The organism is Halomonas sp. THAF12, from assembly GCF_009363675.1.
In the GTDB taxonomy this organism is placed as follows: Bacteria; Pseudomonadota; Gammaproteobacteria; order Pseudomonadales; family Halomonadaceae; genus Halomonas; species Halomonas smyrnensis.
Genome location: NZ_CP045399.1, coordinates 1,384,928 through 1,399,729, shown reverse-complemented (window position 1 = coordinate 1,399,729; position 14,802 = coordinate 1,384,928). Strand labels below are relative to the sequence as shown.

Below are 14,802 nucleotides of genomic sequence, written 5' to 3'. Positions count from 1 at the left end.
CTCAGGTCGGCAGGGACTCGAACAGCTCGCGGGCGCGCACGATCGCGTCCGCGCTCTGTTGTTCCAGCACCGCCAGCAGGCCCCCTGCCCGCTCGGGCTCGGCATGGCGAAGGGCATTGACCGTGGCCATCAGCGGGAAGGCGCCGACATTCCCGGCGACGCCCTTGAGGCTATGAGCCGCCCGCTGCAGCGGCTCGCGCTCGCCGAGCCGATGGGCGGCGACCACCTCCGCCACCAGGCGTTCGATATCGTCGACGGCCGCCTGGAGCAGCATCTTGCGGCGTGCCGGGGGAAGCGAGGTGAAGATCGCCTGGAAGTGCGCCTCGTCCACGGCAGGGGCCGAGGCCGGCGTCTCCGTCACGGCAGGGGGCGATGAAGCCGCCTCGAGGGCGTCGGAGGGGGCCGGGGGGCGATCCGCGTCGGGGCCGGGCTCGCCGCTCAGCTGCTCCAGCAGAATAGCCGCCAGGCGCTGACGATCCACCGGCTTGGCCATCGCGGCCGAGAAGCCCTGGCGGGTCAGCTCGCCGAGCTCCTCCCGGTTGGTGTGCGCGGTGATCGCGACGATGGGCAAGGCGGCCAGCGACGGATGGCGGCGCAGCTCCGCGACCGCCTCGAGCCCCGACATCCGCGGCATCAGGATATCCATCAGCACGCCATCGAAGTGCTCGCTCAGCGCCTTGTCGACCGCCTCTCGCCCATCGCAGGCGATGTCGCTGTCGCACCCCATCACCTCGAGCATCTGGCACAGCACGACGCGGTTCGTCTCGATGTCGTCGACCACCAGCAGCCGCGGGCGCGCCTGCTCGCCGAACAGCCGGTCCGGCAGCGGCGTGGCCGGCACGGGCGCACCGCCCGGCACCGCCTCGCGGGGGGCGTCCGGCACCTCGTGGCGCAGCGGGAGACGCAGCGTGAATCCGGTCACGCCCGCCACCATGCAGGGCGCGACGATGGCCTCGATCGACGCCGCCCAGCGCTCTAGCAGCGCGCGGCGGCGATCCCGGCGCTCCTTAAGCACGCGCCCGTCCATGGCGCTGACGATGTCGATGCGCAGGGACGCATCCTCCGTCGCGACGATCAGGCGAATCGGCGCGCTCCCCTCCCCGAGCCGCTCGATGAAGGCATCCATCAGCTGACGCAGGCGGGTGGGGTCGGTGACCAGGCGCTCCGGCGCCGAGGCCGCCAGCTCCAGCGACAGGCGCCGGCCGATGCGCTCGTGCCCGTAGCGCCAGAACTGCAGGAGGCCATCGAAGTAGCGCCGCAGTTCGACCTCCTGCAGCGAGATCCCCGGCGCCCCGTCATCGGCGTGGGCCATGTCGACGATCTCTTCGATATGGCGCTGCAGCTGGTGGGCCGCCTCACGGGCCACGCCGAGTCGCTCGGCCTGGGCCGGGTTCAGCTCGCCCAGCGACAGCAGGTCGATCATGCCCAGCAGCCCGTTGAGCGGCGTGCGGATGTCGTGGCTCATGGCGGCCAGGAAATCGGCCTTGGCGTAGAACGCCTCCTCCACCGCCTGGCGACTCGCCTGCAGCTCCCTGCTGAGGCGCACCAGCTGGCGGACCCGGCGATCGGCGATCAGCGCCAGCGCCCGGGCCCGTCGATCCGACGCCCGCTGCTCGGTGATGTCCTGCACGGTGCCGAAGAGCGACTTGAAGCGCCCGTCGGCGTCATCCTCTCGACAGATGTTCCAGCGCATCCAGCGGGTCTCGCCGTGACGCAGGATGCGAAATTCATAGCCGTGATCGACCCCGGGCGCGGCGGAGGCATAGAACTCGGCCTCCTGGCGCCGCACGCGCTCACGATCCAGGGGATGAATCTGGCGGAGCAGCGCCTGCTCGTCGGGCCGGGTCCCGGGGTCCAGCCCCAGCAGGCGGTGAAATTCCGGCGAGGTCGAGAATCGCCGGCCGCGATCGCGATGGAAGCTGGCGATGCGTGCCGTGCGCTGGGCGCGCAGCAGATACTGGGTCTCCCTGTCGAGGCGTTGCCGCAGCTCGCTCTCCCGGGCCATGAGCTGGTCATTGACCTGGAGCAGTTCGCGGCTGCGACGCTCGAGGATCTCCTCGGCCTCTTCCCGCGCGGCCTCGGAACGGCGCAGGCGGCGCTCGAGGCGCCGAATCGTCTCGGCATCGGACGGCGAATCGCTCATGCGACGTCCCCTCCGCGGGCCCCGCCCTCCTGCCCCTGAAGGCGGACCAGCAGCTGCCTGACGGCCGTCAGCAGCGCCTGGGCCAGGGCGGCGTCCAGCTCCGCGAGGCACCCCTCGAAGAAGGCGGCCAGCCGTTGCAGCTCACCATCGTGCGACGACTGCCCCAGTTCCCGGAGTGCCGCCAGGGCCCGATGCGCCGGTGCCGTCTCCTCCGCCTCCAGCGCGGGGATCAGCGCATCCAGGCAGCGCTCGGCGGCGGCGGCCGCCTCGGGGGAGAGCGGCGCATCGGCCGAACGGCGATCCCGGGCCCAGCGCTCCAGCAGCGGGGCCAGCAGATCCAGCAGGCGGTCGCGGTCGAGCGGCTTGCCCAGGATCCCGTCGAGGATCGACGCCTCGAGCCCCGTGGCGTTGTCCGCTTCCCGGTCCGCGGTATACCCGAGCACCGGAAGATGCGCGAGGGGCGTCGGCAGCTGGCGTATCAGGCGGAGGCAGGTCGCACCGTCGACGAGCGGCATGGCGTTATCCAGCAGCACCGCATCGAACGAAGAGGCACACAGCTTCTCGAGCGCCTCGAGGCCGCTGCCGGCCTCCTCGCAGGTCGCGCCGATGGCCCTCAGGCAGCCCTCGGCGATCAAGAGGTTGGTCTCGGTATCGTCCACCACCAGCACATGAGGGGCCCGCCCCGCCACCCGCGGCAGCACCTCGGCACGCGAGAGGTCCGATTGCGCCTGCTGGGAGATCCGGGCCCGGGGCAGGGTGACGCGCAGCCAGAAGCGGCTGCCGACCCCGACCCGACTCTCGACGCCCACGGTGCCGCCCATGGCTTCCGCCAGCAGGCGGCAGATGGAGAGCCCCAGCCCCGTGCCACCGAAACGCCCGGCGATGGAGCGGTCGGCCTGATGAAAGGGGGTGAACAGCGCCTCCTGCACCGAGGGGGCGATGCCGATCCCCGTGTCGATGACCTCGATCAGCAGCCGCTCATCGCCCTCCTCCCTGACCGACAGTCGCACCGAACCGCGCGACGTGAACTTGATGGCATTGCTCAGGTAGTTCGACACGATCTGCTGCAGCCTGGCGGGGTCGCCGATGACGCCGATGGGGCCGTGGACCTCGCGCTCCAGCACCAGCCGCTTGTCCTGGGCACTGGCCTGGAACAGGTCGGCCGTGGCGTGAAGCACCTCGGCCATGTCGAAGGCCGTGTTGTCGAGCTCGAAATGACCACTCTCCATCTTGGCGTGGTCCAGCACGTCGTTCAGGGAGACCATCAGGGTGCGCGAGGCCGCCTGCATGGCCCGCAGCGACGGCTCCCGGTCCTCGTCACGATCGCCCGCCAGCTGGGCGTCGATCATGCCGATGATCCCGCTGAGCGGGGTGCGGATCTCGTGACTCATGGTGGCCAACAGCATCATGTTGGCCTCCGCGGCCCTGACCGCCTCATCACGCGCGGCGATCAGCTGGCGGGTGGCCAGATTCTCGGCGGTACGATCATGGATGACCCCGAACAGCGCCACGGCATGCCCCTGATCATCGGTCTCGACACTGCCCTTGACGTCCACCATGCGCAGCGTGCCGTCGGGACGACGCAGCGAGGCGCGAAAGGCGAAGCCCTGCTGTCTCGCGATGGCGTCCGCTATCAGCTGCTCGATATGGGGCCTGTCCTCGGCAATGTAGGAACCGATGGCGTCCTGGAGATCCACCGCCTGCTGCGGATCGAAGCCGTGGATATGGTAGACCCCCGGGGACCACGCGACCGTTTCGGTCGCCAGGTCCAGACGCCAGTGGCCCAGCCCCGCGGTCTGCTCGGCATGGTGCAGCATGCGCAGGCTGTCCTGCAGCTGCTCCTCGGCCACGTGACGCTCGGTCACATCCGCCAGGGTGATCGCGAAACCCGCGGGGATATCGCCGTGGGGGGGCAGGAACTCGATGCATGCATCCAACCACAAAAGCCGACCGTCGCGGCGGCGACGCGGACGATAGTCGCGCACCACCCGAAGGCTGTGCCGGGCCTGGTCGAGCAGGGCATCGGCGTCGTGCTCGGGCGGGCCGTCGCCGGGCGGGAGGCACTCACCGAAAGGCTGGCCCACGGCACTCGCCTCGAGCACACCGATCAGCGTCCAGGCCGCCTGGCTGCCCTGCAGGATGCATCCCGCCTCATCCAGCAGCAGCAGCGCCTGATGTGTCATTCGGCACAGCATCTCATCGGCTCGGCTGCCATCTTTCCTGAAGTGCATGATGCCCTTGCCCTCCCCCTCCGTAGACGAGTCATCTTGCCACGGGTCGACGAGATACTTCCATGTCCACGAGCGCTATAGGGGCCTTCAGGCGACTCAGGGTTTTTCCGGGACATGACGTCACGCCCTGCCCTTCCATGACACCTCCTTTCCGCATGGGAGGAATCCCTCACGACGTTACCCCCCGGAACACATCGGCCGGCAAGACACTCGCCATGCTGTCGTCACTGAATCTGGGCATCACCCCGAGGCTTCCAGGGGCCGTCGGGCTCTGGGTAAAACGCCGTTCGTGCTCAACGCGTGATCGTCCACCGCTCGTGCCATGACGGCGTGCGGTCCCGGTGAATCCTGCTACATATCGCCCGAACACCATGAGAGACGAGGTCGTCGCTTATGCGGGCACCGACCACCGAGGGGAGAGGTGGCGCCCGCCTGCTCACCGCCCTCGGTCGGTGACAGCCTTCGCAGGACGCAAGGCCGACAGCACATGCTCGACCTCATGCCCAATGGGAGGGGCGCTGCGCCGCGTCAGCCAGTAGCCCTCGACCATGGGCAACGTCTCCGGGCTAGCACGCCGCAGTCGCCCGGCCTCGAGGGCCGCCTGACAGAGGGGCAACGAGCCCAGCAGCACGCCCGCCCCGGCCTCGGCGGCGCGCAGCGCCTGCACCATACTATCCAGGCGCACCACCGGCATGGGACCAGGCCTCTCCTCCCGCTGCTGGTCCCACTCCCGCCAGCCGAGCCGTGGTCCGGCCACGGCGATTCTGGGCAGCCGACGCCAGTCATCGACGCGCGCCAGAAGCGCCGGCGTCGCCATGGGCGTGAGCGCCTCTCCGAATAGCCGATGGCTGACCCGCTCCGGCCAGTCGCCCTCGCCGAAGCGAATGTCCAGGTCGGCCTCCGCCTGGGCGTAGTCCGGCCAGCGATGCATGGTGGAGAGGATCAGCTGTCGCCTGGGCAACACGGCCTGCAGCTCGGCCAGCCGCGGCACGACCCAGAGCTCGATCATCGATACCGAGGCCATCAGGCTGAGCCGAGTGCGTGGCGCCGCGAAGAGGCTGTCGGCGCTGTGGGTCAGCCGCTCGAGCGCCTGTTGCACGTGGGGCAACCAGGCCTCGCCCTGCAGCGACAGCGTCACCCCCCGCGACTGGCGCTCGAACAGGGACACCCCCAGCCGCTCCTCCAGGTGACGGATGCGCTGGCTGACCGCGGCCTGGGTCAGCCCCAATTCCCGAGCCGCGGCGGTAAAGCTGCCCAGCCGCGCGGCCGCCTCAAAGACCCGCACCCATTCCAGCGAGGGCAACAGCGCCGTCGATTCAGCCATAAATATTATCGCCCTCTCTTCTCCAAAACAGTTGATTGTCGTTATGCCATCGGCATCGTCCAATGACCAGGCCTTCATTCCTCTCAACGTGCCGTGGAGATCCCCATGCTCGAGACCGCCGAAGTCATCGACGACGGCCAGGCCGTCCTCCTCACCTTCCAACAGGGCGAGCGGCGCCGCTTCCATGCCATCTGGTTACGCGACAACGCCCAGGACGCCGCCACCCGATCCCCCGACAACGGCCAGCGGCTGATCAGCCTCGCGGATATTCCTGCTGCCCTCCGGCTGACCGAGGCGCGGGTGGAGGCGGGACGCCTGATCGTGGCCATGGCGCCGGAAGGGCGCGATTTCGCCTATGACGGCGCCTGGCTCTGGCAGCATGCCTATGATCGTGAACCGCCCACCCGCCGCGGCTGGCTCGACGCGCACCGCGAGACCTGGGACGCCTCGCTGGCCGAGCGCCTGCCCACCGCCGATATCACGGCCCTCGGCAACGACACCACGACTAAGCGTCGCTGGCTGGCCGACATTCGCCGCTACGGCATCGGCAAGCTCACGGGGGGGCAGGTCGAGGACGGTGCCCTGCTCGAGGTGGTGGCCCAGTTCGGCTTCCCCCGGGAGACCAACTACGGTCGCTATTTCGAGGTCCGCAGCGAGATCGCCCCGACCAATCTGGCCTTCACGGGCCTTGGCCTGCCCGCCCACACCGACAACCCCTACCGGGATCCGGTACCGACCCTGCAGCTGCTCTACTGCCTGGAGAACTCCGCGGCCGGCGGCGACAATCGGGTGGTGGACGGCTTTCGTGCGGCGCAGCGGCTGCGGGAGGAGAATCCCCATGGCTTCGAGCTGCTGGCGGGCTATTGCGCGCGCTTCGAGTACCGCGGCCTGGGGGATGTCTGTCTCCAGGCCCGGCGCCCGATGATCGAGCTGGCACCGGACGGTGAGCTGATCGGCATCCGCTTCAACAACCGCTCCGCCGCCCCCTTCACCGACATTCCCTACGCCGACATGGCCGCCTACTACGCCGCCTACCGCCGCCTCGGCGAACTCCTGGAGTCGCCCGAGATGGGCGTGACCTTCAAGCTGGCCCCCGGCGAGGCCTTCCTGGTCGACAACACCCGGGTGCTGCATGCGCGCACCGGCTACTCGGGAGAGGGCTCTCGCTGGCTGCAGGGCTGCTACGCCGACCGCGACAGCCTGCTGTCTACCCTGGCCTGCCTGGAGGCCGATGCCCGAGGAGATAACGCATGACCGACACAGCGGATACGGTCGTCGATCGACTCGCCGCCCTCTTCGCCGATCAGGGCGCCAAGAGCTACCTGGGCGAGGCGGTGACCATGGCCGAGCACATGCTGCAGGGCGCCTGGCTGGCCGAACAGCAGGGCGAGAGCGACGAGATCATCGTCGGCGCCCTGCTCCACGACATCGGCCATTTCGCCGGCCACCTCGGCACCTTTGCCCTCACCGACACCGAGGATCGCTGCCACGAGCGCAGTGGCGCGGCCCTGGTGGAAGATCACCTGCCACCGGCCGTGGTGGCCTGCATCCGCGAACACGTGGCGGCCAAGCGCTATCTCTGTGCGGTGGAGCCGAGCTACGCCGAGGGGCTGTCCCGCGCGTCGCAGCATTCCCTGCGCTTGCAGGGGGGGCCCATGCAGGGCGATGAGATGGCGCGCTTCGCCCAGCACCCCCACCTGGAGGCCATCCTCAAGGTGCGTCGGCTGGACGATGCCGGCAAGGCGCCCGGACAACCGACGCCCGGCTTCGAGCACTTCGCCCCGAGGGTACGGCGACTGGCCGAGGCCCACGCCCGTGGATCGGTCTGACCGCTGACCGTTCCCCGCCCGTGCGGGCGGGGAACGAGGATTGACATGCGTCGGCTCAGGGCAGCGCCACCACCCACAGGCCGGCGAGCATCACGGCGGTGCCGAGCCACTTGGCCGGTGCCGCACGCTCGCGCAGCCACCAGACGCCCAGCAGGACGCCCAGCGGAATCGACAGCTGACGCATGGCGACCACCAGGCTCACCTCCTCGGTGAGCGCCATGGCCACCAGCACCAGGCCATAGGTCGACAGCACCATGATGCCGGTCAGCGGTATCGCGATGCGCTCCCGTCGCCACAGCGACGACAGCCGTCGTCGTTCGACACGAAGTAGCAGGACCGTCGGCACGCCCCAGGCACAGCTCGCAAGCGCCTGGAGCACCATGAAGTGCCCACCGGCCAAGAGGCCGGAATGGCCGTGCTGCACCATCAGCAAGAGGGCCTGATTGTCGATCAGGGAGTAGCCGGCGGTGGCCAGCGCCGCCAGCAGGGCGAAGCCGAAGGCCGGGGTCAGGTAGGTCGAGGGGCTCAGCGCCTGCCGGTCGGTCAGAGGCAGGCACAGGGCACCGATCAGGATCAGGCCCATGCCGAGCATATCCAGCGACGTCAGGGCCCGGCTGCCCAGCGCGCCCACCGAGACCAGCGGCACCAGCACCACCGGCAAGGCGCGGGCGACGGGATAGAGCACGCTGATGTCGCCCCGGGCGTAGGCCCAGGCCAGGCCACCCATGTAGAGCATCTGACACAGGCCCGAGGCGACCAGCCAACCCCAGAAGGCGGGAGGCAGTGTCGCCGGCGACGGCCCCAGCCACAGGATCGGGGACAGCACCAGGGCACCGCAGCCCATCGCCAGCACGAAGAAGGCCAGGGACGGCGCGCGCCCCTTGCCCAGCAGGTTCCAGCCGGCGTGCAGACAGACCGACAGCAGCACGAGGCCCAGTGCCGGCGCACTCATGAGGCGAGCTTGTCGGACTTGCCCGCCGCCGCCGCGAAGCCGGCCAACCAGCGATCCCAGGGACGGGAGGCCCGGCCCAGGTCCTCGGCCCGCTCCTGGCGGCGAATGGCATGACGCACCGCCAGGGATCCGAGATAGCGCACCGGCTCGGGTGGGAAACGGCCCAGCGGCCCTTGAGCCAGCGGCGAGCGACGCCAGGCGCCGTCCTGCTCCAGCACCAGGGCGCTGAGCAGCTTGGCGCCCATCCGCGAGGGCCCGACGCCGTTGCCGGAATAGCCGAAGCCATAGACGACATTGGCCGCTCCCGGCAACGAACCGAAGAATGGCAGTCCCGTCACCGAGCGATCCGAGGGGCCGGTCCAGCTGGCCGCCAGCGGGGCCTCGCCAAGGCTCGGAAAGAAGTCGGTCAGGCTCTGGTGCAGCGCATCGCGATATCGCGACGGCCGATCGAAGACCCCATGCACATGCCCAGCGAAGGCGAAGGTATTGCCGCCCTTGCCCAGCATCAGGCGACCCTCGGGCGTGGTGCGGTAGTAATGCACGAAGGTGCGTGAATCGAGCACCGAGACACCATCGGACAGACCCGTGGCGGCCAGCGCCTCGGGCATCGGTTCGGTGATCACCATGTCGCTCGAGACGATGGCGATGGTACGCCGGAAAGCCGGCCACAGCCTCGCCGTCCAGGCATTGGTCGCCAGCACCACCTTGTCGGCGATGATCGTCCCGCCCGGCGTGTGTACTCGAGCCGGACACCCGTTATCGAGGGCCTTCATGGGGGTCTGTTCGAACAGCTCGACGCCCAGCGCCCGCGCCACTCGTCGCAGGCCTCGTACCAGCTTGGCCGGCTGGACCGTGGCCGCCCGGGGCGAGAACCATCCCTGGCGATGGCGCCGCGAGCCACTGCGTCGCTGTACCTCTGCGGTCTCCATCGGCGTGAAACTGCCGATGCCCTGCTCGACCAAGTCAGCCATCAAGGGCGACACCGCTGCCTGCTGAGCCTGATTGGTCGCGGTGAACAGGGTGCCATCCTGGCGGAACTCGGCATCGATGCCGTGATGGCGACAGAAGTCGCCGATCTCCCCCACGCAGCGCTCGGACTCGACAACCAGCCGACGGGCTTCCTCTTCGCCGAACAGCCGACGCAGGGTCGGGTACTTGCTGGCCCAGCCCAGCACGCAGCCTCCGTTGCGGCCGCTGGCGCCAGCACCGCAAATATCGGCCTCGACCAGTGCCACCTGCAGGCCTGGCGCCTGCTCGCGCAGCATGATGGCGGTCCACAGGCCGGTGTAACCCCCTCCAACGATGCAGACGTCGACACGCCGGTCACGCGCCAGCGGTGGCGCCGGCGCTTCCGTCTCCACCGCCAGGGCCTGATCTAACCAGAAGGGTCGCATGACACTCTCCTTGCAGCATGATGGTCCCGACCGCGGCCGGGACCGCAGGAATCAGGGCCGCTCGCCACGCGCCAGGCGGGCATCGATCTCGGCGACCACCCCTGGCAGATCGGCGATGGTGTCGATCATGAAGTGCGGCTGCGACGGGGCGAACTGCGCCTCGATGCGCTGGCGCCTCTCGGCCAGCTCGGCTTCCGGCAGGGCGCAATAGGCGCCATGATCGAGCCCCAGCGCATTGCCGGAGCAGGTCAACGCCACGGTCCACATGCCGGCCCGGCGCCCCTCCAGGATGCCGGGCACGGTGTCGTCGACCTTGACGCAGGCCGCCACGTCCTCGAGCCCCAGTGCAATCACGTTGGCCAGGGCCTGAGCCGGGTGCGGGCGTCCGTTCGGCACCTCGTCGGTGGCTACCACATGGTCGGCCTCGAACCCCTGCTCTCGCGCCTGCGCCACCACTTGCTCCATGACCACCGCGGGATAGCCCGAGCAGGAGCCGACCTTCAGGCCGCGCTCACGCAGTTCGGCGATGGCCTCAAGCGCGCCGGGAATCAGGGCCGAATGCTCGCCGATCTTGGCAATCTGCAGCGGCATGAAACGCTCATAGAGCGCCGTGACGTCATCATCGGTGGGCGCATGGCCCACGGCCTGCTCGAAACGCGCGGCGATCGCCGGCGCATCACACAGGGTGCGGATATGGTCCCATTTGCCCATCCCCATGGGGCCGCGAGCTTCCTCCAGGCCGATCGCGATGCCCAGTTCAGCGAAGGCCTCGACGAATATCTGGGTGGGCGCGAAGGAGCCGAAATCCACCACGGTGCCGGCCCAATCGAGGATGACGCCCTGCAGGCGTTCGGGAGTGCGGTATTGCATCGGTCAATCTCCAGTGGGTCGTGGTCAGTGAGCGGGACGGGCGTCATCCACGCCCATGGTGGCCAGGGCCGTGTCGATGGCACTCAACAGTCGGTCCATCACCTTGATGTCGAGGCGACCGATACTGCCGATGCGAAAGCTCTCGACCTCGGTGAGCTTGCCGGGATAGATGATGAAGCCATGCGCCTTGAGTTCGGCGTAGAAGCGCGAAAAGTCGAAGTTCGGGTGCGCCGGGCTCAGGAAGGTGGTGATGATCGGCGAGAGCCAGCGATCTTCCAGCAGGGTCTCGAAGCCTCGCTCACGCATGCCGGCGACCAGACGCTCCCGGTTGGCGGCGTAGCGCGCATGGCGTGCCGGCACCCCGCCCTCTTCGGCGTGCTCCTTCATGGCCTGCAGGAAAGCGGCCACGACGTGGGTCGGCGGCGTATAGCGCCACTGGCCGGTGCGGGTCATGTACCGCCACTGATCATGCAGGTCCAGCGACAGGGAGTGGCAGCGCCCCTCGGCGGCCTCCAAGGCGTCGCGGCGCGCGATCACGAAGCCGAAGCCGGGCACGCCTTCGAAGCATTTGTTGGCCGATGAGATCAACGCCAGGAAGGGAAGACGCTCGGCATCCACCGGCAGCGCACCGAAGGCGCTCATGGAATCGATGATCAGCTCGCGGCCCTGGGCGGCCACCACCTCGGCGATGGCCGCCAGGGGATTGAGCATGCCGGAGCTGGTCTCGCAGTGGATCACGGCGACATAGCCAATGTTCGGGTTGGCCGCCAAGTACGCCTCGACCATCGCCGGATCAGGCGGGGTGGCATCGCCGAGCGCCATCGCCTCGACGGGGCGTCCCAGGCGCTCGAGCAGGCTCACCAGGCGCTTGCCGTAGGCGCCATTGACCAGCACCAGCGTCGTTCGGGTGGCATCGATCAGGGTGCCGAGCGCGGCCTCCACGGCGAAGGTGCCACTGCCCTGGACGGGGATGCAGGCATGGCGCTCGCTGGCGTTGGCACACGCCAGCAGGCGACGGCAGATCTCCGCGGTCATGGCGTTGAAGTCGTCGTCCCAGGAGCCCCAGTCGCGCTGCATGGCCGCCTTGACGGTCGCGCTGGTGGTCAGCGGCCCCGGCGTGAGCAGATAGGCATCGGAGGTGGTCATGGTCATTGGTATATACCAGTAGCAGTGAACAAAAAAAGGGACGGCGGACCTAGCCCGCCTGACGCCAACGCTGGGCCCGGGTCAACAGCAGATGGCTGATCGCCGCATGCGCCAGCTTGACGCCCAGAGACGTGAAGAAAATGAGCACCGCCATGGCCGCCGCACTGGCGAAGTAGCCGGCCTCGTCCAGATGCATCACCGCCACGGAGGCCAGGCGCGTGTCGCTGGTGTAGAGGAAGACCACCGCCGAGACCGTGGTCATGGCATTGACGAACAGATACACCGAGATATCCAGCACCGCAGGCAAGGAGACCGGCAGGGTCACGCGACGGAAGGTGGTCCAGAACGGCACCTTCAGCGACGCCCCTACCGCCTCGAACTCCGGATCGAGCTGCTTGAGCGCGGTCACCGAGGTGAGATGGCAGACGGTGTAGAAGTGCACCAGGGTGTTGAGCACCAGGATGATCAAGGTGCCATAGATCCAGTTCAGCGGATTACCGGCCTGGTTGAAGAAGAAGATATAGGCCAGGCCCAGCACCATGCCCGGCACCGCCATCGGCAACATGGCCAGGAAGTGCAGCCCCTGCCGCAGCGGGCGATAGCCCTGGCTCTTCTCGATCAACCAGGCATTGAAGAAGATCGCCAGAGTGCCGATCGTCGCCACCAGAAAGGCGAGCTTCAGGGAATTGCCCCAGGAGGTCCAGCCGTCCCCGGCCAGCGCCTCGAAGGCGTAATGCTTGAATGTCAGGGACAGGTTGTAGGGCCAGAACTGCACCAGAGAGGCATAGATGGCGGTGCCGATCACCAGCAGGATGACCGCCCCCACGCCGTAGCAGATCGCGGCAAAGGTCCCGTCACGCAACGGGCTGGGGCTGGGTTGCCAGGGCACCGCCCGCGCCGAAAGCTGGGCGACCTGGCGCCGCTGGATCCAGCGGTCCACGACGAAGGACAGCAGGGCCGGCAACAGCAGAATCACGCTGACCACCGCGCCCATCTGGAAGTTCTGTTGCCCCACCACCTGACGGTAGACGTCGGTCGCCAGCACGCTGAACTGCCCGCCGATGATCTTGGGCACGCCGAAGTCGGTGATGGCCAGCGTGAAGGCCACGAAGCCACAGGAGATCAGACCATAGCGTGCACCCGGCAAGGTGATGGTCAGAAAGCTGCGCCACTTCGGGGTCCCCAGGGCCTCGGCCGCCTCATAGAGTCGTGCATCGCTGTTGGACAGGGCCGTGACCAGGATCATCAGGGCATGAGGGAAGATCCAGAAGCTCAGGCCCATGACGATGCCGATGGGGCCGTAGATGCTTTCCCCCATCAGCACCTCGCGAAACCAGCCCTGGTTGCCGAACAGATAGACGAGACTGATGGCCGGCAATAGCGAGGGCGCCAGGATCGGCAGGATGGCCAGCATGCGAAACAGCCGCTTGCCGGGCATGCAGGTCCGCGTCAGGCCATAGGCGCAGAGGAAGGCCAGGCCGACCACGACCGCGGTGCTGGTCAGGGCGATGGTCAGGGAGTTGACGATGGAGCCGGCCAGGGCCGGCGTCTGGAGGTAGCGCGCGAAGTTGGCCAGCCCCACGAAGTCGCCGGCACGGTCCTGAACACTCTTGACCAGCATGGCCGCCAGCGGGAACAGCAGGCCCACCACCAGCAGGCCGAGGGCCAGCAGCAGCGCCAACAAACGCACCAGGGACTCGCCGGACCAGCGCCGGGACCAGGCGGGCATCACCACCATCATGGCCGCGCCTCCTGGCTGGGGAAGAGTCGCATCGCCTCGGCCGGCAGTCGCACCCCGAGGGTCATGCCCGGGGTCAGGCGCAGCGCCTCGCCGTCTCGCACGGCGATGTCTGCCGTCAATGCCTGATGACACTCCTCGAGCGTCAGGCTGACACGCAGGAAGGCGCCCAGGAATTCGATGTGTTCCACCTGCGCCGACAGGCCCTCGTCACTGCGACACAGTTCCACGGCCTCGGGACGAATGGCCAACCGGGCGTGCTCCAGGCCGGCGCACTCATGGGTCGTGCAATCCAGACGACGCTCACCGAGCCGCAGGCGTTGCGTGCCTTCCGGGCAGCACTCGAGAAAGTTCATGCTGCCGATGAACTCGGCCACGAAGGCGCTGGCGGGGTGTCGATAGATCTCGGCCGGCGTGCCCACCTGCTCGATCACGCCGTGATTCATCACCACGATACGATCGGCCATGGCCAGGGCCTCTTCCTGGTCGTGGGTCACCATGATGGTGGTCACGCCCAGGCGCGCCTGCAGGGCCTTGATCTGGCTGCGCAGATGCACACGCACCCGCGCATCCAGCGCCGACAGCGGCTCATCGAGCAGCAGCAGCCCCGGCTCGGTGGCCAACGCACGCGCCAGCGCGACACGCTGCTGCTGCCCCCCGGAGAGGGCCGCCGGATACTTGCCCTCGCTGCCGACCAGATCGACCAGGGCCAGCAGCTCGGCCACCCGTTCGCGCATCCGGTGACGATCGTCGCGCCGGTTACGCAGCCCATAGGCCACGTTGTCGAAGACCGTCAGGTTGGGGAAGAGCGCATACGACTGGAAGACGATGCCGAAGTCTCGTGCCTGGGGCGGCAGGCGCGAGATGTCGCGCCCGCACTGGACGATGCGCCCCGCGCTCTGCGGCGCCAGCCCCGCGATGGCGCGCAGCAGGGTCGTCTTGCCGCAGCCGGAGGGTCCCAGAAAGCAGACGAACTCGCCTTCACGAATGGTCAGATCGATATCTTGCAGGGCCGTGAAATGGCCGAAGCGTTTGCTGAGCCCGGCAATCTCGAGATGAATCCCCGCATCGGCGACGGTGGCATGAGCCGCAGAGGATACGGGGGCGGTCAGGGTGGTCATGACGAAATACTCCCGACCCCGGCGCAACACGCCGGGGCGATCACAAGAATAGCG

11 protein-coding genes are annotated in these 14,802 nt (G+C 68.4%); 2 read left to right on the top strand and 9 right to left on the bottom strand.

The window, feature by feature from the left end:
* Position 1: 1 nt before the first annotated feature.
* The 3 genes from FIU88_RS06405 to FIU88_RS06395 form a co-directional block, all read right to left on the bottom strand.
* Positions 2–2,143, bottom strand: a complete 2,142-nt coding sequence (locus FIU88_RS06405) for a response regulator (protein ID WP_152478597.1) — start codon at positions 2,141–2,143, stop codon at positions 2–4.
* Positions 2,140–4,326 carry a hybrid sensor histidine kinase/response regulator gene (locus FIU88_RS06400; protein WP_172977669.1) on the bottom strand — a complete coding sequence of 729 codons (2,187 nt, stop codon included), beginning with the start codon at positions 4,324–4,326 and terminating at the stop codon, positions 2,140–2,142. Before FIU88_RS06400 ends, FIU88_RS06405 begins: the two co-directional genes overlap by 4 nt.
* 484 nt (positions 4,327–4,810) lie before the next feature.
* Complete coding sequence (locus tag FIU88_RS06395) at positions 4,811–5,698, bottom strand: LysR family transcriptional regulator (protein WP_253742762.1); 888 nt, start codon at positions 5,696–5,698, stop codon at positions 4,811–4,813.
* A gap of 105 nt (positions 5,699–5,803) precedes the next feature.
* On the opposite strand from FIU88_RS06395, the gene FIU88_RS06390 reads away from it, so the two are divergent.
* Together FIU88_RS06390 and FIU88_RS06385 are read left to right on the top strand one after the other, a co-directional pair.
* Positions 5,804–6,952 carry a TauD/TfdA family dioxygenase gene (locus tag FIU88_RS06390; protein WP_152478595.1) on the top strand — a complete coding sequence of 383 codons (1,149 nt, stop codon included), beginning with the start codon at positions 5,804–5,806 and terminating at the stop codon, positions 6,950–6,952.
* Positions 6,949–7,527 (top strand): HD domain-containing protein, encoded by a 579-nt coding sequence (locus FIU88_RS06385; RefSeq protein ID WP_152478594.1) that lies wholly within the window; start codon positions 6,949–6,951, stop codon positions 7,525–7,527. The genes FIU88_RS06390 and FIU88_RS06385 overlap by 4 nt, the downstream gene beginning before the upstream one ends.
* Before the next feature lie 55 nt (positions 7,528–7,582).
* Here the strand turns inward: FIU88_RS06385 and FIU88_RS06380 are convergent, their stop codons facing one another.
* The 6 genes from FIU88_RS06380 to FIU88_RS06355 are packed head-to-tail and all read right to left on the bottom strand — an operon-like array spanning position 7,583 to position 14,748.
* Entirely contained in the window at positions 7,583–8,479 is an 897-nt protein-coding gene (locus tag FIU88_RS06380) for an EamA family transporter (protein ID WP_152478593.1), read from the bottom strand.
* On the bottom strand, positions 8,476–9,873 hold the full coding sequence (locus tag FIU88_RS06375) for an FAD-dependent oxidoreductase (RefSeq protein ID WP_152478592.1): 1,398 nt from the start codon (positions 9,871–9,873) through the stop codon (positions 8,476–8,478). The genes FIU88_RS06380 and FIU88_RS06375 overlap by 4 nt, the downstream gene beginning before the upstream one ends.
* Before the next feature lie 51 nt (positions 9,874–9,924).
* Entirely contained in the window at positions 9,925–10,743 is an 819-nt protein-coding gene (phnX, locus tag FIU88_RS06370) for a phosphonoacetaldehyde hydrolase (RefSeq protein ID WP_152478591.1), read from the bottom strand.
* A 24-nt stretch (positions 10,744–10,767) separates the two neighbouring features.
* Positions 10,768–11,895 (bottom strand): 2-aminoethylphosphonate--pyruvate transaminase, encoded by a 1,128-nt coding sequence (locus FIU88_RS06365; protein WP_152478590.1) that lies wholly within the window; start codon positions 11,893–11,895, stop codon positions 10,768–10,770.
* Between the two features lie 43 nt (positions 11,896–11,938).
* Entirely contained in the window at positions 11,939–13,630 is a 1,692-nt protein-coding gene (locus FIU88_RS06360) for a putative 2-aminoethylphosphonate ABC transporter permease subunit (RefSeq protein ID WP_152478589.1), read from the bottom strand.
* Complete coding sequence (locus FIU88_RS06355) at positions 13,627–14,748, bottom strand: putative 2-aminoethylphosphonate ABC transporter ATP-binding protein (RefSeq protein ID WP_152478588.1); 1,122 nt, start codon at positions 14,746–14,748, stop codon at positions 13,627–13,629. The genes FIU88_RS06360 and FIU88_RS06355 overlap by 4 nt, the downstream gene beginning before the upstream one ends.
* Positions 14,749–14,802: the final 54 nt, after the last annotated feature.